The 23,956-nt window shown below is 71.4% G+C and carries 25 protein-coding genes; 14 read left to right on the forward strand and 11 right to left on the reverse strand.

The features are described 5' to 3' along the window. Positions 1–215: 215 nt before the first annotated feature. Positions 216–2,210, forward strand: coding sequence for a PIG-L family deacetylase (locus ACIA79_RS24360; RefSeq protein ID WP_399430499.1), 1,995 nt, complete (start codon positions 216–218; stop codon positions 2,208–2,210). Positions 2,211–2,247: 37 nt separating this feature from the next. Here the strand turns inward: ACIA79_RS24360 and ACIA79_RS24365 are convergent, their stop codons facing one another. The 9 genes from ACIA79_RS24365 to ACIA79_RS24405 form a co-directional block, all read right to left on the reverse strand. After that, positions 2,248–2,772, reverse strand: coding sequence for a hypothetical protein (locus tag ACIA79_RS24365; protein WP_399430445.1), 525 nt, complete (start codon positions 2,770–2,772; stop codon positions 2,248–2,250). A gap of 122 nt (positions 2,773–2,894) precedes the next feature. After that, positions 2,895–4,709 (reverse strand): alpha/beta hydrolase, encoded by a 1,815-nt coding sequence (locus tag ACIA79_RS24370; RefSeq protein WP_399430446.1) that lies wholly within the window; start codon positions 4,707–4,709, stop codon positions 2,895–2,897. A gap of 9 nt (positions 4,710–4,718) precedes the next feature. Next, positions 4,719–5,165, reverse strand: a complete 447-nt coding sequence (locus ACIA79_RS24375; RefSeq protein ID WP_399430447.1) for a hypothetical protein — start codon at positions 5,163–5,165, stop codon at positions 4,719–4,721. A 200-nt stretch (positions 5,166–5,365) separates the two neighbouring features. Beyond that, positions 5,366–6,559 (reverse strand): elongation factor Tu, encoded by a 1,194-nt coding sequence (gene tuf, locus ACIA79_RS24380; protein ID WP_031076645.1) that lies wholly within the window; start codon positions 6,557–6,559, stop codon positions 5,366–5,368. A gap of 147 nt (positions 6,560–6,706) precedes the next feature. Continuing rightward, positions 6,707–8,833: an elongation factor G gene (gene fusA / locus ACIA79_RS24385; RefSeq protein ID WP_399430448.1), complete on the reverse strand. Its 2,127-nt coding sequence runs from the start codon at positions 8,831–8,833 to the stop codon at positions 6,707–6,709. A 38-nt stretch (positions 8,834–8,871) separates the two neighbouring features. After that, entirely contained in the window at positions 8,872–9,342 is a 471-nt protein-coding gene (rpsG, locus tag ACIA79_RS24390) for a 30S ribosomal protein S7 (protein WP_031076642.1), read from the reverse strand. Between the two features lie 2 nt (positions 9,343–9,344). After that, entirely contained in the window at positions 9,345–9,716 is a 372-nt protein-coding gene (rpsL, locus tag ACIA79_RS24395; protein WP_003948652.1) for a 30S ribosomal protein S12, read from the reverse strand. A 341-nt stretch (positions 9,717–10,057) separates the two neighbouring features. Further along, positions 10,058–11,320, reverse strand: a complete 1,263-nt coding sequence (locus ACIA79_RS24400; protein WP_399430449.1) for a hypothetical protein — start codon at positions 11,318–11,320, stop codon at positions 10,058–10,060. A gap of 172 nt (positions 11,321–11,492) precedes the next feature. Further along, positions 11,493–11,978, reverse strand: coding sequence for a helix-turn-helix transcriptional regulator (locus ACIA79_RS24405; RefSeq protein WP_399430450.1), 486 nt, complete (start codon positions 11,976–11,978; stop codon positions 11,493–11,495). 150 nt (positions 11,979–12,128) lie between these two features. Here ACIA79_RS24405 and ACIA79_RS24410 point away from each other — a divergent pair, with 150 nt between their 5' ends. The 3 genes from ACIA79_RS24410 (at position 12,129) to ACIA79_RS24420 (ending at position 13,850) form a co-directional block, all read left to right on the forward strand. After that, the gene (locus ACIA79_RS24410) at positions 12,129–12,629 is read left to right on the forward strand and encodes a WhiB family transcriptional regulator (protein WP_399430451.1); all 501 of its coding nucleotides are present in this window, start codon (positions 12,129–12,131) and stop codon (positions 12,627–12,629) included. Positions 12,630–12,741: 112 nt separating this feature from the next. Then, entirely contained in the window at positions 12,742–13,623 is an 882-nt protein-coding gene (locus tag ACIA79_RS24415; RefSeq protein ID WP_399430452.1) for a hypothetical protein, read from the forward strand. A 29-nt stretch (positions 13,624–13,652) separates the two neighbouring features. Further along, positions 13,653–13,850, forward strand: coding sequence for a hypothetical protein (locus ACIA79_RS24420; RefSeq protein WP_399430500.1), 198 nt, complete (start codon positions 13,653–13,655; stop codon positions 13,848–13,850). Positions 13,851–14,035: 185 nt separating this feature from the next. On the opposite strand, the gene ACIA79_RS24425 is transcribed toward ACIA79_RS24420, so the two are convergent. Then, complete coding sequence (locus ACIA79_RS24425; RefSeq protein ID WP_399430453.1) at positions 14,036–14,320, reverse strand: hypothetical protein; 285 nt, start codon at positions 14,318–14,320, stop codon at positions 14,036–14,038. 338 nt (positions 14,321–14,658) lie between these two features. Here ACIA79_RS24425 and ACIA79_RS24430 point away from each other — a divergent pair, with 338 nt between their 5' ends. From ACIA79_RS24430 to ACIA79_RS24445, 4 genes are all read left to right on the forward strand, one after another. Further along, positions 14,659–15,060: a hypothetical protein gene (locus ACIA79_RS24430; RefSeq protein WP_031076631.1), complete on the forward strand. Its 402-nt coding sequence runs from the start codon at positions 14,659–14,661 to the stop codon at positions 15,058–15,060. A gap of 151 nt (positions 15,061–15,211) precedes the next feature. Then, positions 15,212–15,796, forward strand: a complete 585-nt coding sequence (locus tag ACIA79_RS24435) for a phage tail protein (RefSeq protein WP_399430454.1) — start codon at positions 15,212–15,214, stop codon at positions 15,794–15,796. Positions 15,797–15,925: 129 nt separating this feature from the next. Next, entirely contained in the window at positions 15,926–16,216 is a 291-nt protein-coding gene (locus ACIA79_RS24440; protein ID WP_399430455.1) for a hypothetical protein, read from the forward strand. 65 nt (positions 16,217–16,281) lie between these two features. After that, positions 16,282–16,614: a hypothetical protein gene (locus tag ACIA79_RS24445; RefSeq protein ID WP_399430501.1), complete on the forward strand. Its 333-nt coding sequence runs from the start codon at positions 16,282–16,284 to the stop codon at positions 16,612–16,614. A gap of 154 nt (positions 16,615–16,768) precedes the next feature. On the opposite strand, the gene ACIA79_RS24450 is transcribed toward ACIA79_RS24445, so the two are convergent. Beyond that, the gene (locus ACIA79_RS24450) at positions 16,769–17,194 is read right to left on the reverse strand and encodes a hypothetical protein (protein ID WP_399430456.1); all 426 of its coding nucleotides are present in this window, start codon (positions 17,192–17,194) and stop codon (positions 16,769–16,771) included. An 82-nt stretch (positions 17,195–17,276) separates the two neighbouring features. Here ACIA79_RS24450 and ACIA79_RS24455 point away from each other — a divergent pair, with 82 nt between their 5' ends. From ACIA79_RS24455 to ACIA79_RS24480, 6 genes are all read left to right on the forward strand, one after another. Next, the gene (locus tag ACIA79_RS24455; RefSeq protein ID WP_399430457.1) at positions 17,277–17,900 is read left to right on the forward strand and encodes a hypothetical protein; all 624 of its coding nucleotides are present in this window, start codon (positions 17,277–17,279) and stop codon (positions 17,898–17,900) included. A gap of 37 nt (positions 17,901–17,937) precedes the next feature. After that, the gene (locus ACIA79_RS24460) at positions 17,938–19,092 is read left to right on the forward strand and encodes a hypothetical protein (protein ID WP_399430458.1); all 1,155 of its coding nucleotides are present in this window, start codon (positions 17,938–17,940) and stop codon (positions 19,090–19,092) included. Between the two features lie 238 nt (positions 19,093–19,330). Continuing rightward, on the forward strand, positions 19,331–20,590 hold the full coding sequence (locus ACIA79_RS24465) for a hypothetical protein (protein ID WP_399430459.1): 1,260 nt from the start codon (positions 19,331–19,333) through the stop codon (positions 20,588–20,590). Then, positions 20,577–22,949, forward strand: a complete 2,373-nt coding sequence (locus tag ACIA79_RS24470) for a hypothetical protein (protein ID WP_399430460.1) — start codon at positions 20,577–20,579, stop codon at positions 22,947–22,949. The genes ACIA79_RS24465 and ACIA79_RS24470 overlap by 14 nt, the downstream gene beginning before the upstream one ends. Next, complete coding sequence (locus ACIA79_RS24475; protein WP_399430461.1) at positions 22,946–23,248, forward strand: hypothetical protein; 303 nt, start codon at positions 22,946–22,948, stop codon at positions 23,246–23,248. Before ACIA79_RS24470 ends, ACIA79_RS24475 begins: the two co-directional genes overlap by 4 nt. Further along, on the forward strand, positions 23,245–23,895 hold the full coding sequence (locus ACIA79_RS24480) for a hypothetical protein (RefSeq protein WP_399430462.1): 651 nt from the start codon (positions 23,245–23,247) through the stop codon (positions 23,893–23,895). Before ACIA79_RS24475 ends, ACIA79_RS24480 begins: the two co-directional genes overlap by 4 nt. The last annotated feature ends 61 nt before the right edge of the window (positions 23,896–23,956 follow it).

Here is a 23,956-nt window from a genome sequence, read left to right on the forward strand (position 1 = left end):
AGCAGATCGCGGCGACGTGGCTCGGACCAGCCCCGGCGCCGCGATCCGGGACGGTATGACGCAGACGGGGGCACCGCTGCGGGGGAAGCGGACGGGGAGCTCAACACGTGAAGGACATACGGGGGGCCGGGCTGCGCCCTGCCGTCGCGCGGGCCACGGCGGGGCTGCGGAGGCGCGGGGTGCTCGCGGCCACGGCGGCCGCGGTCGTCGCGGGGATGACCGGGTGCACCGTACCGACGCCCCGGCGCAGCGGGCCGACCGCGGACCCGGCGCCCGGCATACCGATCACCAGTTCCCGGCGCGCGCAGCTGATGCAGATCGCGGCGCACCCGGACGACGACCTGTACTTCATGAACCCGGACACCCAGCGCATGGTCGACGCCGGTGTCCCGCTCGTCTCCGTCTACGTCACCGCGGGCGAGCACGACGGCAAGAACCACATCCCCGGCCGCAAGGACATCACCGCCGACAAGTCGGCCTACTCCTCCGCGCGGCACCAGGGCCTGCGCCAGGCGTACGCGGCGATGCTCGGCCTCGACAAGTTCACCCCGTGGCAGAAGGGCGTCCTCACCCTCCGCGGTGACCGCCGCGCCGAGATCAACACGCTGACCAACGGCAACCGCCGCGTCGAGCTGGTCTTCCTCAACCTGGCCATGCACACGCCCCGCCGCTGGATGGCCGTACCCAGCCTGTGGAAGGACCGCCAGCTCGGCCTGCGGACCGTCGTCGCCGACGACTCCCCCGTGCGCAAGGCCGACGACTACGACTACGACCGGCTCATCGACGTCCTCGTCGGGCTCATGGAGCAGTACCGGCCGACCGTCATCCACACCCTGGACCCCGACCCGGACATCCAGCACAGCGACGAGCGGACCCGCAAGCGGGACTCCGAGCAGCCCGGCTACTCGGACCACGCCGACCACACGGCCGTCGCGTCCTTCAGCTGGGCCGCCATGATCCGCTGGGTCGCGCACGCGACGAAGGACGGCGGCGCGATACCCGCCTTCGTCGCCACCTCCTTCCGCGGCTACTACAACCGCCACTGGCCCAAGAACCTCCCCGGGCCGGTCCTGCGCGAGAAGGCCGCGCACCTCGTCCCGTACGGCGGGGACCCGTCCTGGCAGTGCGGCAACAGCGCCGGCTGCGGCGACTACAACGTCGGCGGGACCCGGCCCCTCACCAACAAGAAGGGCTGGGTGCGGGCCACCCACTACCGCTACCCGGACCCGGGCCCCGTCGTGGTCACCGAGCCCGGCGGGCGGCTCGCGGTGTACGGGGTGCTGGGTCTGCGGGCCGTGCGCTGGCACGAGACCGAGCGCGGCAGCGGCCAGTGGGGCGAGCCGGACGACCTGGGTGGCGGCCCCCTCGCGCCCGGCCTCGGCTCGGCGGCCCTCGAGGACGGGCGGCGCCTGCTCTTCGGGCTGCGGTTCGCGGCGCTCGGCGGGCACGGCGGCGCCAACAGGCGCGAGGTCGTCCTGCTGGAGCAGCGCTCCGCGGGCGGTCCGTTCCTCGCCTGGCGGGGGCTCGGCAACCCGGAGCCGGACGACGACCGCGGGCGCCGGCTCGGCGTTCCGGTGGCGGTGACGGACCGCGAGGACCGCGTGCACCTCTTCGTCCGCAACGCGGACAAGGGCGTCAGCACCCGGATCCGGGCGGCCGACGGCACCTGGGGGCCGTGGCGGGACCTCGGCGGCGAGGAGGTCCAGGACGGCCTGTCGGCCACGGTGGACCCGGCCGGCCGCGTCCACCTCTTCGCGGCCGGGCGGGACGGCGTCCACCACTGGACGCAGGACGCGCCGGGGCAGCCGCTGGCGTTCCGCCCGGACAGCGGGCTCCCGGTCTCCGGGGACCCGGTGGCCGTGGCGGCCGCCCCCGACGGCGGCCTGGAGCTGTACTACCGCGCGCCCACCCGCAAGGAGCTGACGGCGGTACGGGTCGACGGGGCCGCCCCGGCCCGCGTCGCGCTCGACGGGTACGGCCCGGTCGCCGCCGCCGCCACGCCCCGCGGCCCGCTGCTGATCGGCAAGGACCTGCAGGGCCGCGTGCTCGTCCGCACGGTCGCGGGCCGCCTGGTCACTCGTACGCAGGGCGCCGTGGCCCTGGAGTCGGCGGCCCTCCACGTCCACCCGGAGCACGGCCCCCTCGCCATCGGCCTCGGCGCCGACGCCCACCCGTGGACCTGGGCGCCCGAGCCGCGCACCGAGGGCTGAGCCCCCGGCCGGGCTCCGGCCGGCCGGGGTGGGGCGCTCAGAAGCGCTCGACCTTCTCGCCCTCGGGCACCTGGTAGCAGCCGGACACGACCATCAGGCTGAGCTTGGGCGGATCGTTCTTCGCTCGGTGGACGATGTTGACGCTGTACTTCTTCTTGTCGTTGTCGGCCGTGAGCTGGAGATTCTCGTTCTTGCTGGTGTCGCGCCCGTACTCCACGACCTTCCAGCCGTGCTTGGGCAGTTCCTCCTTGAGGCGTTCCATCGCGCCCCCGAGCTGATCCGCCGATGCGGGCACGAAGCTCCACTTGTGGAAGATCCGGAAGAACTTCTCCGGGTCCTTGTCCGAGCAGTCCGATACACCCGGCCCGGTGTCGGACGCCTTGCCCTTGATGCCGATCAGGTCGTAGATCTCGCTGGAGATCCGCTCCGCCTCATCGGCCGCGGCGGGAGAGGTGGCGGTGCCCGTGAGCGGGATGTCGTCCGATTCGTTCATGCTGCATCCGGTGAGTGTGGTGAGGACGAGGGACACGAAGAGCGCCTGAGCGCCCAGTCTGGTCTTCAATGCGGGAGCCTCGATGGGTCGGGCGGTGGCGTGAGCCGGCCACGCTTGTCAGGGCGGGTTTCAGCTCCGGTCGTCGCGGTGTCTCCCGGCGCGCCGGGGGGCGGAAGGCGGCGTCGGCACGGCTAGCGCGTCCGCTCGTAGACGGGCCGCGGCTTCACCTGTTCCGCTTCATCGCCCTTGCCGGCGACGACCAGGCCTTGGTTCAGCAGGCTCTTGGTGTCTTCCTTCCAGTAGTCACTGTGCCCCTCGGTGTCCGTGGTGAGCTGGTTGGCGCCGAAGCGCTCGTCACTGGGAATGGTCCAGGGGCCGTCCCAGTCGGTCCCGCCGTGCCCGAAGCGTCCGATGTCCGGGACGGGGTCCCCGTCCGCCTCCTGGTTCCACACGTGCCCCTTGGGCACGTCCATGTCCTCCGCCTTGGGCACCTGCACACCCGGGCTGCCCGCGAGGATCACGTCGTCCGCGTTGAGGTCGCCCTGACGCGCCGCCGATCCGATGAGGGTCGTGCCGTAGGAGTGGCCGATGGCCGTGCGGTGCGGGTCCGACTCGACGGTCCGCGAGGCGTCGAGGCCGTCCATGAACCGGTTGAACGCCGGGGCTCCGTCGTTCGCGTAGTGGCTGAACGGGGAGTCCTTGACGATGTTCTGCGGCGCGTCGTACCCGAGCCAGGTGATGGTGGAAACCGACTTGCCGTCGGCCTCGTCGCTCGCCACACGCCAGGTCTCGACCATCCGGTTGATGTCACCGCCGATGCTGCCGAGGTTCGACGTCGTGCCGGGCACGTACACCGCCTGGTGGTCGGCCGTGTCGGGATTGCCGTTCGCCACGATGGCGCGGCCGTTGCCCTCCGGACTGAAGCCGAGCAGATACGCTTCGGGCAGTCCTCGCACCCCTGTCTGGTCGAAGCGCTCCTGAATGCTCTTCATCCCGTTCAGGGACTTGTTGAGCTGCTCGTACCGGTCCCCGTACTTGTTGTGCCACGCCATCCACTCGTCGGTGTGCACCTTCGACGGGTACGGCCCGGCCGTGATCCAGGTCCACTCGTTGGCGGGCGGCTTGGGGATGGAGTCCAGCTCCATCTGCAGCTGGCCCCGCTTCTCCTCGAAGACGGTGCGGTTGGCCTCGTCGCGGACCGTGGACGGCAGACCGTCGAGCCCGCCGACGGTGCCGGGCTGGAGCGAGAGCCAGGCCGCCTGCTCCTCCGCGCTGAGCTTCTTCCACCACGCCGCGTTGTCCTTCGGCGTGCCGTCCTTGGGGGGCTGCGGCAGGGACTCCAGGTAGGTCTTGCCGGCTTCGCGGACCCCGCCCATGTCCGACTGCGCGTCGGCCCAGTCGCGGTGGGAGACCACGAGGTCGTCGTCGGCCTTGAGCGCGCGGAGCTTCGGGGCCCACTTCGCGTCCGCGTCGGTGGCCTCCTTCACCGCGTCGGAGATCCGGCTCGCGAACCCGAGGGCCTTGCCGTAGTTGGGGTTCGGATGGACGTTGGCCGCCTGCCGGTACATCGCCGCGGCCGTCGGGTCCGTCGGGGTGCCGGTGCTCTGCACGGTGCCGCCCTCGGGGACCTTCCCGTCGACCGCGTCGCCGCCCGCGGGGAAGGTGACCGATCCGTCGGGGTTGACGGTGCAGCCGTTGGCGCTCGCGTCCGCCAGCGCCGCCTCCAGCTTCCGCTTGGCCGCCGCCATGTCGAAGGCGAAGCCGTTGAGCGCGGTGCTGATCAGCCCGCACTCCGTCTGGACGTAGTGGAAGTTCTTCGAGAGCTCCTGCAGCTGCCCGAGCGCGGCCTTCGCCGTCGCGCCCTCCAGCTCGCGCCGGATGCCCGGACAGACCTCGTTGTCGATCTTGTCCTTGGCCATCATGGCCATGTCGCCCGTCGCGCGGTAACCGTCCGCGGCTTCCTCGTACTCGGAGGGCTTGAACGCCTTCAGGGTCGCAAGGTCCATGGCCGCGGATCACTTGTCCTTCGCCTGGCCGCCGACGGCCTCGGTGTCCTGGTACTGCGCCTTGATCCTGTCGAGCTCCGTCTGGAGGGACGAGTCGAGCATCTGCAGGTCCCGCCCGGAGCGCTCCAGCAGCCCGCCCAGATCACCGCAGCGGGTGCCGACGTCCCCGACGTACTTCTTCCAGGACTCGTACAGCTCCTTCTGCGCCGCCGCCGTCTGGCACCCGGTCGTCTCCCCCAGCCCGGCCTGCCCGTCCTCCAGCTTGGTCTGCGCCTTGCCGAGGTCGTCCTTCAGCCGCCGGACGCCCTCACCGGCCTTGGCCCAGACCCGCTTCTCCGACTTCAGCTTCTCCGGCGTACCGCCGCCCTGGTCGGCGGGGTACTGGTTGAGCTGCATCTGCGTGGAACTGCGCCCCGCCGCGTCGGTCTTGAGCTGCTCCCACTCGTCCCATGCCATCCGCGGACCTCCCCGTGTCCCCGTTGTCCCGGGCACCCCCGGGCCGAGCCGCCATGATCCCCGCATTCGAACAGAGAAATCAAACCTCCCGGCCGGCGGCCCCGGCGCCCCGGGAACGGCGAAAGGGCCCGTACGACCGAGGTCGTACGGGCCCTTCGCTTGCAGCTCTGCGAGCTACCAGGTCAGACGGTCAAGCGTACTTACTTGACGATCTTGGTGACCTGGCCGGCGCCCACGGTCCGGCCACCCTCGCGGATGGCGAACTTGAGGCCCTCCTCCATGGCGACCGGCTGGATCAGCGAGACCGACATGGTGGTGTTGTCGCCCGGCATGACCATCTCGGTGCCCTCGGGGAGGGTCACGACGCCGGTCACGTCCGTGGTACGGAAGTAGAACTGCGGGCGGTAGTTGTTGAAGAACGGCGTGTGGCGGCCACCCTCGTCCTTGGACAGGATGTAGGCCTGCGCCTCGAACTCGGTGTGCGGGGTGACCGAGCCCGGCTTGATGATGACCTGGCCGCGCTCGACGTCCTCGCGCTTGATGCCACGGAGGAGCAGACCGACGTTCTCACCGGCCTGGCCCTCGTCGAGCAGCTTGCGGAACATCTCGATGCCGGTGACCGTGGTGGTGGTCTTCTCGGTCTTGATGCCGATGATGTCGACGGTCTCGTTGACCTTCAGGACACCACGCTCGATACGGCCGGTGACGACCGTACCGCGACCGGTGATCGTGAAGACGTCCTCGATCGGCATGAGGAACGGCTTGTCGACGTCGCGCTCCGGCTGCGGGATCGACTCGTCGACGGCGTTCATCAGGTTCAGGACCGACTCGGCCCACTCCGGGTCGCCCTCGAGCGCCTTCAGAGCGGAGACCTTGACGACCGGAACGTCGTCGCCCGGGAACTCGTACTCGGAGAGGAGCTCACGCACCTCGAGCTCGACGAGCTCCAGGATCTCCTCGTCGTCCACCATGTCGGCCTTGTTCAGGGCGACGACGATGTACGGAACGCCGACCTGGCGGGCCAGGAGCACGTGCTCCTTGGTCTGCGGCATCGGGCCGTCGGTGGCGGCGACCACGAGGATGGCGCCGTCCATCTGCGCGGCACCGGTGATCATGTTCTTGATGTAGTCCGCGTGACCCGGGCAGTCGACGTGCGCGTAGTGACGCGACTCCGTCTGGTACTCGACGTGCGCGATGGAGATGGTGATACCGCGCTGACGCTCCTCAGGAGCCTTGTCGATCTGGTCGAAGGCCGAAGCCTCGTTCAGGTCCGGGTACTTGTCGTGCAGCACCTTGGTAATGGCGGCCGTGAGGGTCGTCTTACCGTGGTCGATGTGACCGATGGTGCCGATGTTGACGTGCGGCTTAGTCCGCTCGAACTTCGCCTTCGCCACTGGGGTCCTCCTGTGGAGTGGTTCTGTACGCCTTACTCATCGGCGCCAGGTGATCTTTGCTGGGGTGCCACCCGCCGGGGCGTTGCCTCGGGTTCGGGGCGCTGCCCCGGCGGACGGTGTCAAGCCTACGGCGTGAACTCGGAAGAGTTACTCGCCCTTGGCCTTCGCGATGATCTCCTCGGCGACGTTCCGCGGAACCTCGGCGTAGGAGTCGAACTGCATCGAGTAGCTTGCGCGACCCGAGGTCTTGCTGCGGAGGTCGCCGACGTAGCCGAACATCTCCGAGAGCGGCACCAGGCCCTTGACGACCCGGGCACCCGCCCTCTCCTCCATGGCCTGGATCTGGCCACGGCGGGAGTTGATGTCACCGATGACGTCGCCCATGTAGTCCTCGGGCGTGGTGACCTCGACGGCCATCATCGGCTCGAGGAGCACCGGGGACGCCTTGCGCGCGGCCTCCTTGAAGGCCTGCGAACCGGCGATCTTGAAGGCGAGCTCGGACGAGTCGACCTCGTGGTAGGCACCGTCGAGAAGCGTGACGCGGACGCCCGTCATCTCGTAGCCCGCGAGGATGCCGAACTGCATGGCCTCCTGGCAGCCGGCGTCCACGGAAGGAATGTATTCCTTCGGGATGCGGCCACCGGTGACCTTGTTGACGAACTCGTACGAGGCGTCGCCGCCCTCGATCGGCTCGACCGCGATCTGCACCTTGGCGAACTGACCGGTACCACCGGTCTGCTTCTTGTGGGTGTAGTCCACGCGCTCGACGGCCTTGCGGATCGTCTCGCGGTACGCGACCTGCGGCTTGCCGACGTTGGCCTCGACCTTGAACTCGCGCTTCATGCGGTCGACGAGCACCTCGAGGTGAAGCTCGCCCATACCGCCGATGACGGTCTGGCCGGTCTCCTCGTTGGTGTGCACCTGGAAGGAGGGGTCCTCCTCCGCGAGACGCTGGATGGCGACACCCAGCTTCTCCTGGTCACCCTTGGACTTGGGCTCGATCGCGACCTCGATGACCGGCGCCGGGAAGTCCATGGACTCCAGGATCACCGGGGACTTCTCGTCGCAGAGCGTCTCACCGGTCGTGGTCTGCTTCAGACCCATGACGGCGATGATGTCGCCCGCGCCCACCGAGTCGATCTCCTCACGCTTGTTCGCGTGCATGCGGTAGATCTTGCCGATGCGCTCCTTCTTGCCCTTGACGGAGTTCAGCACCGAGGTGCCGGACTCCAGGCGACCGGAGTAGATCCGGACGAAGGTGAGCTTGCCGAGGTGCGGGTCGCTCATGATCTTGAACGCCAGCGCCGACAGCGGCTCGTCGTCGGACGGCTTGCGCTTGACGACCGTCTCCGCGTCCTTGACGTCGTGGCCCTCGATGGCCTCGATGTCGACGGGCGACGGCAGGTAGCGCACGACCGCGTCGAGCAGGGGCTGGACGCCCTTGTTCTTGAACGCGGTGCCACAGAACACCGGGGTGACCGTGGTGCCGGTGCCCTTGCCGGAGGCGATGGTGATACGACGGATCGCGGCGTACAGCTGCTCCTCGGACGGCTCCTGGCCCTCCAGGTACAGCTCCATGATCTCTTCGTCGTTCTCGGCCACGGCCTCGAGCAGCTTGCCGCGGTACTCCTCGGCAGCCTCGGTGTGGGTGTCCGGGATGTCGACGATGTCGTACATCTCGCCCTTGGCGGCCTCGGCGGACCAGACCAGGGCCTTCATCCGAACGAGGTCGATGACGCCCTTGAAGTCGGCCTCGGCGCCGATCGGGAGCTGCATGACGATCGGCTGCGCGCCCAGGCGGTCGCTGATCATGTCGACGCAGCGGTGGAACTCGGCACCCGTGCGGTCGAGCTTGTTGACGAAGCAGATACGCGGAACGCCGTAGCGGTCCGCCTGACGCCACACGGTCTCGGACTGCGGCTCCACACCGGCCACACCGTCGAACACCGTCACGGCACCGTCGAGGACGCGGAGCGAACGCTCCACCTCGACGGTGAAGTCGACGTGACCCGGGGTGTCGATGATGTTGATGGTGTGATCGACGTCCTCGAGCGACCAGTGGCAGGTCGTCGCGGCGGACGTGATCGTGATGCCGCGCTCCTGCTCCTGCTCCATCCAGTCCATCGTGGCGGCGCCGTCGTGGACCTCACCGATCTTGTACGAAACGCCGGTGTAGAACAGGATCCGCTCGGTGGTGGTCGTCTTGCCCGCGTCGATGTGGGCCATGATCCCGATGTTGCGGACCCTGGCCAGGTCAAGCGAAGTGGTAGCCATAAGGCTTCAGTCTTCTCTCGGTCTCGATGTGGGTGCGACTACCAGCGGTAGTGCGCGAAGGCCTTGTTGGACTCGGCCATCTTGTGCGTGTCCTCACGCTTCTTGACCGAAGCGCCGAGGCCGTTCGAGGCGTCCAGGAGCTCGTTCATGAGGCGCTCGGTCATGGTCTTCTCGCGACGGGCGCGCGAGTAGCCGACCAGCCAGCGCAGCGCGAGAGTGGAGGCGCGACCGGGCTTGACCTCGATCGGCACCTGGTAGGTGGCGCCACCGACACGGCGGGACTTGACCTCGAGAGACGGCTTGACGTTCTCGAGGGCGCGCTTCAGCGTGATGACCGGGTCGTTGCCGGTCTTCTCGCGGAGGCCTTCCATGGCGCCGTAGACGATCCGCTCGGCGGTGGAACGCTTGCCGTTCAGCAGGATCTTGTTGATGAGCGAGGTCACCAGAGGAGAACCGTAAACCGGGTCGATGATGACCGGGCGCTTCGGGGCGGGGCCCTTACGAGGCATTCTTACTTCTCCTTCTTGGCGCCGTAGCGGCTGCGGGCCTGCTTGCGGTTCTTGACACCCTGGGTGTCGAGCGAGCCGCGGATGATCTTGTAACGAACACCCGGCAGGTCCTTCACACGGCCACCACGCACGAGCACGATGGAGTGCTCCTGCAGGTTGTGTCCCTCACCCGGAATGTAAGCCGTGACCTCGATCCCGCTGGTCAGACGCACACGCGCGACCTTGCGGAGGGCCGAGTTCGGCTTCTTCGGGGTGGTCGTGAACACACGCGTGCAGACGCCGCGGCGCTGAGGGGAACCCTCGAGTGCGGGCGTCTTGTTCTTCTCGACCTTGTCCTGCCGGCCCTTCCGGACCAGCTGCTGGATCGTAGGCACTACTTCTCCGGTTTCTGTGTGCCGTTAGTAAAGCTAACCTGGAACGTCGCCGACCCACGCGGTCGGGTGTGTCGAATACCGCGGACCCCCGCCGTCAGGCGGAAGGAGCGCAGATTGCGGTGACCGTGACCGGCTCGCCGTGCGGTTGCAGACACGCACACGAGCCCAGGCACACCCCAGGCACAAGGTCTGAGCGTACCTACCGTACGGAGCTGGGTCAAAACAAATGACCATGCCACCGGGGCGGCCCGCGCGGCGGGGCGGGGCGCGGCGCCGGGGGTGGTCGCCGGCGGAGCGGGGCGCGGCCTCGAATCGGTCGCCCGGCGGGGCGGGGCGCCGCCTCAGGGGTGGTCGCCCGGCCTCCTGCGACGGGCGGGCAACCGCGGAATGGTGGGCACTCGGGAGTTGCGCGACTTGGCGACCAGCTGGGGCGTGCCGGACCCGGCGCGGGGCTCGTCGGCCCCCTGCCGCCGCTCTTCCCCGTCGCCGGCCGGGACGCCGGACCTCGGCGTGACGGCGGACCCGGACCGGGGGTCGGGGCCGGGTCCGGGGGATCCGGATCCCCCGGACCCGGGCTCCGGCTGTCGGTCGGCCGCGGACCCGCGGTCCGGGGCGACCTCCGGCTGCCGGCCGGCCCCGGATCCGCGCGCCCCACGCGGGCCGGTGCTGCGGCCGGGCGTGTCGTCGGCGTCGCGGGGAGCGGCGTCGGGGCTCGGGGCGGCGCTCCGGGTGTTCTGGTGGGCCCGGGCTTCGCCGTGCGGTGCGTCCTGGGATTCTCCTTGGGGGTCGGCCTGGGGTTCCCCTTGCGGTTCTCCCTCGGGTTCGGCGTGCGGTGCGCCGCTCTCGCCGGGCGGGGCGCTCGGCGCCGGCCGGCGGGCGGTGCGGCGGGGGTGCTTCGGGCGCCGGGGGTCCGCGGAGTCGTGGGTGTCCCCGGCGTCGTCGGCACGCTCGGTGTCGTGGGTGTCCCGGGCATGGTCGGTGCGCTCGGTGTGGTCGCCGTCCCTGGCGTCGTCACTGTTCCCGGAGCCGTCGCTGTTCCGGGTGTCGTCGGCATGCCTCGGGTCCCGGGGAGGGCGCCGGGGGTTCGGGGGCCGTGAGGTGCCGCGCGGCCGGGACCCCTCGCCGGTCGCGCCCGGGCGCGCGGAATCCGGCCTGCCCTTCCCGCCCGAGCTGCCCGCGCCGGCACCGGAGCCGGAGGAGCCGGCCGCGTCCGGGCCGTCGCCCTGCGGGAACGGAATGACCGCCGCCTGGCCCGGCGTACGGCCGACCAGCCGCAGACGGCGGGTCTGGGCTATGCGGCGCGCCTCCTCCAGGACGGGTTCGTACTCGTCGGCGGCGTCGCGCCAGCCGTTGACGTACGCCTGGAACTCGCGCCGCGCCAGCTCCTCGCGCAGCAGGACCACGACCTCCTGGGGCGCGTGGCTCTCCAGGTAGCGGCCGAGGGTGGCGAGCAGAGCCGGCATGTCGTCGGCCGGCTCCGGAAGTCCGCGGACGGTGCCCCGGGCCTTCGTCGGGCCCGCCTCTCCGTCGCGCGGGTCGGCGGCGCGCGGGTCGCCGTCACACGGGTCGTCGGCCGGCCGGGAGCACCCCTCGCTCTCGACCATCACACTCTCTTTCGCAACCCGTCGCCGTCGGTTCCGCCGAAGACGCCGGTCCAGCCTCCGTGCCGCGACGTCCATACCCATGGCGGTACCCCCCGGCAGCTCGGCCGCCACCGGGGCATTGAGCCTGCGAAATCGTGGGGACAGGCACGAACAAGCTTACGAGAGAACGGAGTCAGGCCTCGCGGGCACCCTGCGCATCCCCTTGCAGCGCCCCCGCGGAACCCTCGCGTTCCGGCCGGCCGGCGGACCACTCGGGCAGGAATTGCCCCGCGACGCGGATGAACATGTCGCGCTGGTCGGGCGGGATGCCGAGTCCGGCCGCGGCCTGCTCCAGGGTGAGCGCCGAGGGCGCGGTCTCCTCGGCGGGCGGCACGTCCCTCGGCAGACCGGGCAGCGGCAGGTCCTCCTCGGTGAGCCTGCCGGACTTGATGAGCATGTCGCGCACCGGGACGCGCAGCACGTGGGCGAGGCGGCGCATGGTCTCCAGGTCGGGCATGCTCTGCCCCTGCAGGAGCCGGGTGATGGCCGCGCGGTGCACACCGGCCTCGTCGGCGAGGCGAGATTTTCCGCCGCCGCGCGGGCTGTCGATGTCGTACCCCTGCCGTCGGATCACCCCTTCGATCCAAGCCGTGAACTCTTCCAGTTCGCTGACGGACATGGGCACGTCCTCCCTTCGAGGCGGCGACCAGACTATCGCTCTTGCGCGCACCGATTGCGCGCTTACACGCACACAAGTGTGAAGGTTGCGTCGAGAAGCGGACAGACCGCTCCCCACTTTTGGTTGCGCGCTCGCTCGCAACGTGCCAATGTGCGTGCTCGCAACAAGCTGATCCGGCTTCTGTTCATGCGTTCGCAGCACACCAGGGGGGCCTGCGTCATGTCCGTACCGCCGTTCCACACCAGCCCGTCCACGTCCACGTCCACGCCCGCATCCGCATCCGCATCCGCATCCGCGCCCAGGGCCATGTCCTCCACCGCCGAGGCGCGGGAGGAGGCGCGGGAGTTCTTCGGGTGGCGGGCCGACGCCGCCTGCGCGGGGATGCCGCCCCAGGTGGTCTTCGCCCGGCGGCCCGCCGACGCGGCACCCGCGCTGCGGGCGTGTGCGCGTTGCCCGGTGACGCGGCAGTGCGAGGAGACGGTGGACCCCGCGCACACGTGGTTCGACGGCGTCAGCGCCGGACGGCTGTGGCACAACGGGCGGCCGGTCGATCTGAACCGGGGCGCCCGGGCCCGCGCCCGGCGCACCCGCCCGCTCGACGACGCCGGCGCCACCACCCCCGGCAGCGACACCGGCACCGCCGCCGCCTGACAGCACCCGCCCGCAGCCCGACCCCGCTCCGGCCGACGCCCTCGCCGGCGCGGCACCGCAGGCCGATGCAGGCCCGCCGGGCGCCACGACCCGCCCCAGGAGGCAGCACTCCATGTCCAGCCAGCCCACTCCCGCCCCCGCCCCGACTCCCGACACCACCGGCATCACCGAGACCCCGGGCAGCACCGGTATGACCGGCATCACCGGTGCATCCGACGCTGCCGTCGTCGGCGTCGTACGTGACGCCGCTCTGTGGACCGCCCTGCTGATCAGCCAGTTCCCCGAGCTGCTCACCGAGCTGGCGCCGGCGCCGGGGCGCGGCGCCCCGTCCGCCGACCGTCCGGCCCCCGGGTCCGCGGAGCTCGCCGCGCGCGCCGCCCGCCTGCGCGCCGAGCGGCAGGAGGCGCTGCTCAACGAGCAGCGGCACGGCCTGTCCGTGCCGGGTCACGCCGCCTCCCCCATCCGCCTCCACGTCTCCGACGCCATCCGGGACATCTCCGACGGTGTGGTGGAGCTGGAGGAGGCGGTGTACGACCGGCTCGGTCTCGGCCGCCCGCGCCGGGCCGACGTCGGACAGCGGCTGCGGCGCATCACCGGGCTGCTCGACCGCGTCGCCGCGGACGCCACGCTCGCCGCGCACGTACGGGACGAGATGCGCCGCATGGCGAGGCGCTGCGCCCGGGCGCTCGGCGAGGCGGAGACGATGGTGCGCGTGCCGGGACGCTGCCCGTGGTGCGACTCGGTGTCGCTGCGGGCGTTCCCGACGAGCCGGGCCGTGGTGTGCGTGAACCCCGGGTGCCGGTGCGGCGTGCCCGACTGCGACTGCTCGACCGATCCGGCCTTCCGGCACCTGTGGGCGGAGGACGCCTGGCAGGAGCTGGCCGAGGCGGCGGAGGGCGGTGTGGCCCGGATCGCCGCACGCATGGACGAGACCGCGTCGGCGGCGGTCCCGGCCGCGGCCGCCGGAGCGGTGCGCGACGGAGGTGCCCGATGAGCCGTACGAGCCCGGCGAACCGTCCGCCGATGACGGCCCCGTCGCTGGTCACCGGCCAGTTGGCAGCGCAGGAGGCGGGTGTCGTGCCCACCACCATCCGCAAGTGGGTGCAGCTCGGGCACCTGTCGCCCGCCGGGCGCCAGGGCCGCGCACAGCTCTACCGGCTGGAGGACGTCTTCGCCGCGGAGCGCACGACACGCCGGAAGACACGGGCGGGCGGGGCCTGATCCCCCGTACGTACATACGGACGCCTGCGCGTCGGAACGCCGGGACGGCCACTCCTGGAAGGGAGTGGCCGCCCCGGCGTTCATGCGTTCCGGTTCCGTGCGTTCCGCGCCGTGCGCTCCGCCCTCCTGCGCTCCGCCGCCCTGTACCCCGACATGCGGGCGCAACCGGCGTGCGCGCGCGGGTGTCAGGTGGGTTCGGCGCCGCCCGCCCGGGCGGGCATGCGGAACACGGGGGCGTGCGCCGTCGGCGCGGGCGGCTCGGCGGTCAGCGCGGCCACGGCCTCCTGCCAGCCGCTGGAGAAGCCGCGCAGCTCGGCGTCGACGGTGATGCGCGCACCCACCTTGGCGATCACGGCGCTCAGGGCGCGCCCCACCCCTCCGGTGTACGTACCTGCCGCGGCGCTCTCCACCGCGACCTCGACCGCTGCGGCGGCGACGTCGGCCAGTCGGTCCTGCGGGCTGTTCCTCATCGGCCGTCACCGCCGGCCGCCCGCCCGCTCCTCGTGTTCGTCTCCACGCCCCACCACTCCTCACGCCCGCCGGGTGCTCCGTACCTTCCGCGTCCACGTCTGATGCTCGAACTTTGCTCGAACTGTTGTTCGGGTTAGCGAGCGTAGCGCAGATGAGGGGGTCCGCGGCGGACATACGGAGCGTGGCCCGCCGAGGCCGGGAGCAAGTTGGTTGCGGGCGCCGCCGGCCTCGATCACACTTGGAGCAGCGGCAGAGCTGCGCCCTCCACCAGGGCGGCGGTCCTGCCGCTTCGTGTTTTCCCGACTCTCTCCCGATCTCTCCCGAAGGGAGCGTCCATGTGAGCCCTCTCGCCTTCCCGGACGCGGAACGACTCGTGGTCGACCACCTGAAGAACCGGGCGGAACTGGCCGGGGTGGTGGTCGACAACCGGCCGCCCGCCGGTTTCGACGGCACACAGAAGGCCGTCCTCGTCTCCCGCGTCGGCGGCGCCTGGGTGGACGACCTCCACCTCGACCAGCCGCTGCTCGACCTGGAGGTCTACGGGCCGGACAAGACCGCCGCCCACACGGTCGCGCTGACCGCACGCGCCGCGCTCCTCGAAGCCGCCGGAACGGTGTACGGCGGCGCGTCCGTCACCGAGGTGGCCGAGGCGGACGGCCCGCGCTGGCTGCCCGACTACAACCGGCCGAACGGCAACCGGTACCTCTCGACGGTCCGGCTCTCCATCCGGCCCGCGTAACGGCGGACGGGCCGGCCCCCGGCCCCGCCACGCGGCACCGCCGCACCACACCCCCTGCCGCGCGCCCCGCGCGCGGCTCCCCGAACAGGCCCTGTCGCACCCGCGGCGGGGCCTTCGCCCTGTCCGCAGCACCTTCACCTGAGGAGTTCCCATGCCTGCCAACAACGGAAGCCAGATCCGCGTCGCCGGCACCGGCCGCATTCTCGTCGCCGGCACCGGCACCAACGCCCCGGCCGCGCCGAAGAACACCGCCGAGGAGTGGGCCACCGGCTGGACCGAGCTCGGCTACACCAGCACCGACGGCATCAAGTTCAACAAGAAGGACAAGATCGACCCGGTCGACACCTGGCAGTCGGTGAGCCCGGCCCGGTTCATCTACTCGGACCGCGACCTGACCGTGAAGTTCCAGCTGCTGCAGTTCAACAAGGACACGCTGCCGTTCTTCATGGGCGGCGGCGCGGTCGCCCCGGTGACGGCCACCGGCATCACCGACACCTTCACGTACGCGATGGGCGCCGAGCCGCAGAAGGACGAGCGCCAGCTCGGCATCGAGTTCAAGGACGGCTCGGACGTCACGTACCGCTTCATCATCCCGCGCGGCCAGGTGACGGAGACCGAGGAGATCTCCCTGACCCGCACCGGGGCGCTGAAGCTCGGTGTCACCTTCACCGCCCTCGCCCCCGAGGGCAGCTCCACGCTCGCGACCTGGATCATGAAGGACAAGTCGTACGCGTAAGGGCGCGGCGCTCCCCCGGCGCCCGTCCCTCCCCCACGCCGGTGTCCGGCGCGTGGCCCGTCGTGGCCGCGCGCCGGGCACCGGCGTCTTCGTTCCCCCGTACGCCTTCCTCACACAAGGAGCCCACCCATGTCCTCCTTCAACGTCAACGCCGCGCGCGCCCAGCGCCTGGAAGCGCTCGGCCGCGCCTGGACGTTCGAGCTCGACGACCAGGCCTTCCAGCTGCCGACCGAGCTGACCCGCGCCACCGCCCGCAAGCTGCGCGAACTCGACGACAACGACGTCGACGGGCTGCTGCGGCTGCTCCTGGGCGAACAGCAGTACGCCCGCTTCGACCGCCTCGAGGTCACGATGCAGGACATCGCGGCGATCCTGGAGGCGTACGGCAAGGAGACGGGGCTCGGCCTGGGGGAAGGCTGAGCCTCGGCGTGCTCGTCGAGGAGCACGCCGAGGCCCTGGAGGCCGACCTGCTGCGCCATTACGGCGTGGACCTGCTCGACTGGCACCGCGGCCGGCTCTCCTCCCGCCGGCTCGCGGTGCTCGTCCGGCACATGCCGCGCGACAGCGCGCTCGCGCGCGCGGTGCACGGCGAGGCGGCGGACTGGGGCGTGAGCGACTACCTGCTCGCCGCCGCGGTGGACCACCTCGCCGAGTCCAACTGGATGTTCGCCACGGTGAACCAGGACGAGGACGCGGAGGCGCTGGAGTACCCGACGCCGGTGCCGCGGCCCGACGGCGCCGAGGCGGAGGAAGCCACCTCGCCGGAGAGCGGACGGGCCACCCCGGGTCCGGCCGAACTCACCCGGTTCTTCACCTGATCCAGGTCCGGCCCCCACGCCGGCTCCGATCCCGGTCCCGGCACCCACGCCGGCTCCGATCCCGGTCCCGGCACCCACGCCGGCTCCGATCCCGGTCCCGGCACCCACGCCGGCTCCGGTCCCGGCCCTGTGCGCGAGGGATCCGCGAGGCCCCTCAGAACCGCGCCATCAGCGCGACGGCCAGAAAGCCGCAGACCGCCGCGGCGGCGGCGCAGAAGAGGGCGAGCATCAGCGTCATGGCTCCCCCGAGCGGCACGACGATCATGGTCGTGGCGAACGTGGTGGCGACCTTCGGATCGTCCCTGCGGTAGCGGAGCAGGGCGGTGGATCCGACCTTCGGTGTGTCGAGGGAGCCGGTGCGCGCCACGTACGCCACGTGCGTCGCACCGTCCGGCGTCACGTAGCGGTACGAGTGGCGCGTCCCGCCGGCCCCTACGCACGTGCCTTTCGCGGTCGCACTGGCCGCCATGTCGCGCCGGGCCCCGCGCAGCACCGCGACACCCTTTCCGGCGACGATCCACGAGCCCCACAGGAACAGCAGGGCCACCGCTCCGGAAACAGCCCCGAGAAGAATATTCATTCCCCCGCCATTTTCAGTCGACCGCGACCACCGTGAATCGACGGATCATAGCACGCCGGGATTTCGGAAGGAAGAGGGCGATATGAGCACCCCACCGGAAAAGGAAAGCCAGAAGGAAAAGAAGAAGAAGGACGACAAGGATTTCCTCGACCAGGCCGTCAAATTCCTCAAGGACCACATCGACACCTTCGGTGTCAAGAACTCGGAATTCACGGTCTTCAAGAGCGAAGTCAACGCGCTGACCGCCGCGGTCAACGCCATCAAGCCCGAGGCCAATGCCGCCGTGGCCACGTTCAACGGCTTCAACGCCGAAGCCACCCTGGTCAAGGCCGAGTGGACCAAGTGGGACCTGGCGAAGATCGCCGAGGACAAGGTTCTCGACATGCGGGGCATGTCGCCGGAGAAACTCAAGATCCATGCGCAGGCCGCCCTGGATTTGGCAAAGGAGCTCCGCCCGCACGTCCAGCGTTTCATGGACCAGTACCCGAGGGAGCGTTCCGCCGCAATAAGGGACACCGCCCGGGACCACGGCCAGCGGATCCAGAGCGTGGAGCGGTACATCCGCGGCCTTCGCAATCGGACAGCCAATTCCGTGGCGCCTGCGCGTCGGGCCGAGCCGGTGAACGTGGGCAACGTCCAGGCGGTGGCCAGCCATCTGAACCACCTGGAGCGCCGCATCAACAACCTCATCACTGCCATCGGATGACGAAGACAGCCGCGTACCCCCGCGGAAAGGAATGACGATGTCTCTGGTCAGTTCCCTGAACAAGGCCGCGGGTTCACTGCGCGGCCTGCGCTCGAACGCCGATTCGGCGTCGAAGCAGATGGGCGGGCTCAAGCGATCGGTCGACCAGGCCGCCTCGCCGCTGAGCCGCATGAAGACCACCGCAGGGCAGGCCGACACCGCCCTGTCCAGGATCAAGGGCGGGAGCGACAAGGCGTCCGCCGCCATGACCAAGGTCAAGGGCGGCGCCGACAAGGCCGGCTCCTCCCTCGGCAAGTTCCGTACCTCCGCGAACAACGGCAACAGCGCTGTCGGCAAGCTGCGGACGGGCCTGAACAACGCCAACACCTCCTTCGGCAAGGCCAGGAGCGGCACCGACAAGTTCAAGACCTCCCTCGACAGGCTCAAGGGGTCCGCCGACAAGGCGAAGAACGCCCTGCGCGACGTCAAGCGCCAGGCGGACGCCGTCGAGAAGTCGGTCGGTAAGGCCGGCAAGAACGCCGACAAGACCGGCAAGACCATGGGCGGCGGGCTGGCCAAGGGCCTGAAGGGGGCGAGCCTCGCGCAGCGCGGGCTCAACCTGGTGATGGCCGCCAACCCGTTCGGCCTGATCATGGCGCTGCTCGCGCCGCTCATCCTCAAGTTCGTCAACGTCGACAAGATCGTCTCCGTCGTCTCCAAGGGCTTCAAGGCCGGCATGAAGGCGATCCAGAGCGCGGTGTCGACGGCGATCGGTGTGATCACGCCGATCCTCAAGGGCATCGGCAACGTCATGCTGGCGCCCTTCCGGGCCTTCGCCACCGCCGTCAACACCATCATCGGCGCGCTCAACGGGTTCAAGGTCTCGATCCCGGGCTGGGTGCCGGTCTTCGGCGGCAAGAGCTTCTCCATCAGCCTGCCGAAGATCCCCATCCCCCACCTCGCCAAGGGCGGCGTCGTCCAGCCCCGCAACGGCGGCACCCTCGCCGTGATCGGTGAGGCCGGCGAGCACGAGGCCGTCATCCCGCTCAGCAAGCTGGAGCGCATGATCGGCGCCGGCGGCAGCCGCGCCCAGATCGCCCGGCTCGCCGAGGCGGTCGAACGGCTCGCCGACCGGCCGGTCCACGTCCAGGTCGACGGCCAGACCATCGCCCGCGCCGTGATCGCCGGCCACCGCCAGCTCGCCCGCCGCTAGGGCTGCCCGGTCGGGCCCCGCCCCGGCGGACCGAGCCGCGCACACCCCGCCGCAGCGGCCGGCCCCGTGTGCCGCGCACATGCCACGGCACCGACCCTTCGGCCCCGCCGGCCGGCCCGGCGGCCCGTACCCCACACCCCCGCGGCGCGGCCCGGCACTTGACCCCCGGTCCCCCCGACCGGGGGTCACCGCCATGCCCTCGGCCCCGTAGCCATGACCAAGGAAGGAGGCACGCCCCATGCCAAGGAATCTCTGGGTCGGCCTGCCCGGACAGCTCCGGGAGATCAGTCAGGCGGCCACCGCCTTCGAACGCGGAGCGGACCTCGGCGTCTCCCAGTTCACCTCGCTCAGCGGGCAGATCACCACGATCGCGCCCAAACGCAGCCCCCGCCGGATCAAGCTCACCTTCGACCGGCTGTCCCAGGACGACGCGGCGCACCTGGACCGGCTGGCCCGCCGTATCGACGGGCCAGGGCCCGTCGACCTGCTCGACCCGGTGGCACGCAACCTGCTCGACCCCCTGCAGGCGGAGGGGCGCATCGCGTCCAGCAATCCGTACAACGTCTGGTACACCTCCGTCAGCGGCAGCGGCCGGCTGGAGCTGTCCACCGCCGCGGGCGCGCTCCCCCAGACGTACGTCTGGAAGGCGGAGGCCACCACGGCGCAGCTCAGCTGGCACCGCCGGCCCCGGGCCGGCTTCCCCGTCGTACCCGGCATGCGCGTGCGGTTCACCCTGCCGAAGTCGTGGCGGGTCGGCCCCTGCGCCACGCGTCTGCACTGGCGCGACGCGGCCGGCACGTACCTGTCGTCCGCGGCCGACACCGGTCACACCCTGGTGGCGACGGTGCCCGCGGGTGCCGCCCTGGTCACCCCCTCGGGCGTGGCCGGGGAGATCGGCACCTACGGGCTCGACGGCGCCGTGCTGACCATCGACGACGACCACGTGCCCACCGCCCCGGTGAACCTGCTGCCCGCCGACCAGGCCGCCGGCCGGGGCCCGCTCACGCAGTGGACGGCGACGGGCGTCACCCTGTCGACGGACGCCTCCGGGTACGCGGTCGCCTCCCTGGCCGCGTCCACCGCCGGAACGCTGACCTTCGTCAACGACACCCAGAAGGGGCACGTGCTGCCGCCCGGGACGGGCCTGGTCGGCCTGGTGCTGCCCGCCGCGGTCCGCACCCGGGCCCAGAGCTGCGCCCTGACCTTCCACGACGCCGCCGGAGCGTCGCTGGGCACTGCCACCGGCTGGGCGCCGGCGGCCGTGCCGGCCGGCGCCACCCACGTCTCGGCCACGGTGTCGTTCGCCTCGGCGACCACCGCGTTCCAGTCGCGGATCGGTCCGGCGAAGCTGCTGCACATCGACCCCACGGTGCCGCAGCTGCCCGGCGACGGGTGCCCGGTCATGGCCGTCACCGGCTACACCGACACCCCGGCCCGGCCGCTGCCGTACCGCAACGTCTCCATCGAGATGGCGGAGGTGGCCGGTGCGAGCAACTGACCCGAAGCTGGCCGAGTCGCTCCAGTCCGGCTCGCGCGTCACCGACCACACCACCCGCCTCGGCGGCCAGGACGTGTCCGAACAGGTCCAGTCCTGGCAGCTGGAGCGCAGCTACAGCACCGACCTGCCGGACGCCATGCGCGCCTTCTCCGGCAGCTCGTCGGCGCAGCTGCAGCTGCAGGTCTCCGGCAGCGGCGGCAAGTCGGCGCCCGCGCTGTACTCGCCGTGGGCGCCCCGCTCCACCGGCGACATCGCCCGCCCCGGCCAGTCCGTGGTCCACCAGTACGGCACCGACGCGGGCGTTCTGCCGGCCTTCCGCGGCACCGTGCGCAACCGCTCCGCGGCGTCCGGCACGGACAGCGTGCAGCTGACCGCGCTGGACGGGGCCGAGCGGCTGCACGGGCCCGCGGACCTGCCCAAGCCGTACGCCGGCTTCTACTGGCGGCGGCCGGTGGCCACCGCCACCTGGTGCGTCGACGAGCTGCTGCGGCAGGCCGGCGTCCACTCCTGCCCGCCGCCGCGGTACCCGGAGTTCGACCCCGCCGCACCGCTGACGCTGGTGTACGCCTCGCTGCACGGCGGGTTCGCCGCGACCTACGGCCAGCCGGAGATCGTTCCCGACCCGCGGCACTACAGCTGGAGCAGGGAGGGCGCCCCGCACGAGATGGCGCTCGTGCCGCACGCCGCCGCGCCGGACACCGGCGCGCTGACCGCCACCTGGTTCCCGCGCAGCCGGGTCACCGTGCCGGGCAGCCGGCTGTTCGCCGAGGCATGGGTGAACAACGCGGTCGGCTTCGGCAGCACCGTCGCCCTGGAGCTGGACCTCAACCGCGCCGGCACCCAGACCGGACGGCTGCGGCTGGCCGTCGACTTCTCGACCGGCCAGGTCTTCATGCACTCCGGCACCCGCGAGGGCAGCGGCTACTACTACTCCTGGGGCGTCTCGGCGCTCAAGCAGAAGCGCGGCGTCTGGCACATCGGCGGCCTGTTCGACACCACGTCGACCGGGTCGTCCGTACTGCCGACCGTCCAGCCGTTCCTCACCGCGCCGGACGGGACGCACCACCCGTGCGGGCCGGTGACCTTCACCGACCCCTCGGCCGAGCAGCCGGCCGCCGAGCTGTACCAGCTGCGGCTGGTGACCCAGCTCTCCGCCGAAGCCGTCCAGCTCAGCAGCGGTCTGGCCGCCGCGCCCACCGCCACGGAGTTCGCCCAGAAGACGTGGGCCAAGGAGGCCGAGCTCGACGACGCCATCCTCCCGCTGTACGCGGTCCCGCGCGTGTCCGGCTCCCAGTGGGAGGTGATCACGCAGATCGCCAAGGCGAGCATGTCGACGGCCGACTTCGACGAGCAGGGCATCTTCCGCTGGCGCAACTACACGCGCTTCGCGAAGGCCCCGACCTCGCCCGACCTGACCCTGACGTCGGTACGGGACATCGCGGCGCTCACCGTCACCGAGGAGATCGACGCCTGCCGCAACTACTGCGTGCAGCCGTTCAAGGACTGGTCGTCGGTGAAGGTCACCGGCGGCACGGTCTACAACGACACCGTCGTGCGCGAGGTCCCCGGCAACAGCTCGGTGACCCTCAAGTACGTGCTCGCCGAGGAGGAGTTCGACGTCGGTCCGCCGAACGTCGACGACGACCAGAGCGTCGCGCCCGGCTTCTCGGTGCGCTTCGCCGCCTCCAACGCGGCGGGCGCGGACGCCGTCAAGGGCGCCGTCGACATCCTCGCCCGGCGCGAGGAGGGGTGCCTGGTCCTGCGGTTCACCAACCGCACCGGCCGGCGTCTCTACACGGTCACGGAGGACGGCAAGCCCTCGGTCCACATCCAGACGCTCAAGCCGTCGACCGAGGCGGTCGAGCGGCAGGCGACCTCGTGGGTCTCCGGCAGCACCAGCGAGAAGTACCACGGGCGCCAGGAGTTCTGCGCCGAGGCCAGCGACTGGGTGCAGGACTACCGGGCGGCGCAGGAACTCGCCGACGCGATGCGGGCGGCGGGCCAGTACCCCGTGCCCGTGCTCGGCGAGGTGGAGGTGCTGTACGACCCGCGCATCCAGCTCGGTGACGTCGTCCGCGTCGTGGACTCCTCCGGCGCGGCGCTGGACACCTTCGCCTGGGTCGTCGGGATCAAGACCGCCTCGACGGCCGCCGGGACGGTCCAGCAGACCCTGGCCCTCCGCGGCACCAGGACGAACGGCGTGCCGGCGGACGCCGGTCTGACGCCGGACGCCCCCTCGGACCGCGCCCCCGCCGCGGTCGGCAACACCTACGCGGACGTGGCCGCCGCGAACCCGACGCTGGGCGACCTCACCGCGCGGGGTCTCACCTGGCGGCAGGTCAAGGAGAGCGAGCTATGACCGAGAGCACCGAGAACACCGGCATCCCGGCGCCGCGGGACACCCCCGCGACCGGGGACGTCCCGGGGCCCGGGGAGGCGCCACCGCCCCCCGTCACCGAGGACCCCGCTCCGCCCGCCGTGGAGATCATCACCGAAGCGCCCGGAGACCCGACCCACCCGGTCGAGGTGCTCCTGGAGGAGCACCCCCTCACCCCCGCTCCCCCGCCCCCCGTCCCGGAGGGCCCCGCGCCCGAGCCCGAGCCCGACATCGCACCCGCCGTCCCCGTGTCCGGCGGAGGCCAGGAGGAGATCGCATGACGACCCAGTACACCCCGCTCAGCAACCTGCCCTACCCGCAGCCGAGCGACCCCGCCGACCTGCCCGCACACCTCCAGTCGCTCGCCCAGTCGGTGGACGGACGGCTGGTGATGCGGTTCGCCACCGCCTCCGAGCGGGACACCAGGATCACGGCGCCGGTGGCCGGGATGGTGGCGTGGATCGCCTCCCCGGGACGCCTGATGTACTACACGGGCTCCGCCTGGGCGCCGGTCGGTCCGGTACCGGTCTTCCGGGTCAACCTCGACGGCGGCAGCACCACCAGCACCACCTGGGCGGAGACGCTCACCGACGCGGTCGGTGACCCCATGAACGCCTCGTTCACCGCCCCGGCCTCCGGCCAGGTCATCGTCACCGTCGGCTGCTACATGCACAGCACCGCCACGGGCGTCGGCAGCTACATGTCGGCGAACATCCGCAATGCCGCCGGTGCCGTGGTGCTCCCCGCGTCCGACGACCGGGCGGCCCTGGTGAACACCCCCAACCGCTCCTCCGTGTCGACGCAGTTCCTGGTCAGCGGCCTGGCGGTGGGCACCGCGCACACCGCCACCCCCGCGTACCGGACGGCCAACGCCACCAGCACCGGCAACTTCGACACCCGGTTCATCCGCATCGACCCCGTGATGTGAGCCCCGCGGCCGCCGGCCCGCCCCCCGGGCGGACCGGCGGCCCCCCGGCCCGCCCGGGCCC

It is taken from the genome of Streptomyces sp. NPDC051310, assembly GCF_044455245.1.
In the GTDB taxonomy this organism is placed as follows: Bacteria; Actinomycetota; Actinomycetes; order Streptomycetales; family Streptomycetaceae; genus Streptomyces.

What these genes read in the sequence shown, in the direction of transcription:
- ACIA79_RS24360 (WP_399430499.1), top strand. Translation starts at nt 216, where the DNA reads ATGACCGGGTGCACCGTACCGACGCCCCGGCGCAGCGGGCCGACCGCG.
- ACIA79_RS24370 (WP_399430446.1), bottom strand. Translation starts at nt 4,709, where the DNA reads ATGGACCTTGCGACCCTGAAGGCGTTCAAGCCCTCCGAGTACGAGGAA.
- ACIA79_RS24375 (WP_399430447.1), bottom strand. Translation starts at nt 5,165, where the DNA reads ATGGCATGGGACGAGTGGGAGCAGCTCAAGACCGACGCGGCGGGGCGC.
- fusA (WP_399430448.1), bottom strand. Translation starts at nt 8,833, where the DNA reads ATGGCTACCACTTCGCTTGACCTGGCCAGGGTCCGCAACATCGGGATC.
- rpsG (WP_031076642.1), bottom strand. Translation starts at nt 9,342, where the DNA reads ATGCCTCGTAAGGGCCCCGCCCCGAAGCGCCCGGTCATCATCGACCCG.
- ACIA79_RS24400 (WP_399430449.1), bottom strand. Translation starts at nt 11,320, where the DNA reads ATGGTCGAGAGCGAGGGGTGCTCCCGGCCGGCCGACGACCCGTGTGAC.
- ACIA79_RS24405 (WP_399430450.1), bottom strand. Translation starts at nt 11,978, where the DNA reads ATGTCCGTCAGCGAACTGGAAGAGTTCACGGCTTGGATCGAAGGGGTG.
- ACIA79_RS24415 (WP_399430452.1), top strand. Translation starts at nt 12,742, where the DNA reads ATGTCCAGCCAGCCCACTCCCGCCCCCGCCCCGACTCCCGACACCACC.
- ACIA79_RS24420 (WP_399430500.1), top strand. Translation starts at nt 13,653, where the DNA reads ATGACGGCCCCGTCGCTGGTCACCGGCCAGTTGGCAGCGCAGGAGGCG.
- ACIA79_RS24425 (WP_399430453.1), bottom strand. Translation starts at nt 14,320, where the DNA reads ATGAGGAACAGCCCGCAGGACCGACTGGCCGACGTCGCCGCCGCAGCG.
- ACIA79_RS24435 (WP_399430454.1), top strand. Translation starts at nt 15,212, where the DNA reads ATGCCTGCCAACAACGGAAGCCAGATCCGCGTCGCCGGCACCGGCCGC.
- ACIA79_RS24440 (WP_399430455.1), top strand. Translation starts at nt 15,926, where the DNA reads ATGTCCTCCTTCAACGTCAACGCCGCGCGCGCCCAGCGCCTGGAAGCG.
- ACIA79_RS24450 (WP_399430456.1), bottom strand. Translation starts at nt 17,194, where the DNA reads ATGAATATTCTTCTCGGGGCTGTTTCCGGAGCGGTGGCCCTGCTGTTC.
- ACIA79_RS24455 (WP_399430457.1), top strand. Translation starts at nt 17,277, where the DNA reads ATGAGCACCCCACCGGAAAAGGAAAGCCAGAAGGAAAAGAAGAAGAAG.
- ACIA79_RS24460 (WP_399430458.1), top strand. Translation starts at nt 17,938, where the DNA reads ATGTCTCTGGTCAGTTCCCTGAACAAGGCCGCGGGTTCACTGCGCGGC.
- ACIA79_RS24465 (WP_399430459.1), top strand. Translation starts at nt 19,331, where the DNA reads ATGCCAAGGAATCTCTGGGTCGGCCTGCCCGGACAGCTCCGGGAGATC.
- ACIA79_RS24475 (WP_399430461.1), top strand. Translation starts at nt 22,946, where the DNA reads ATGACCGAGAGCACCGAGAACACCGGCATCCCGGCGCCGCGGGACACC.
- ACIA79_RS24480 (WP_399430462.1), top strand. Translation starts at nt 23,245, where the DNA reads ATGACGACCCAGTACACCCCGCTCAGCAACCTGCCCTACCCGCAGCCG.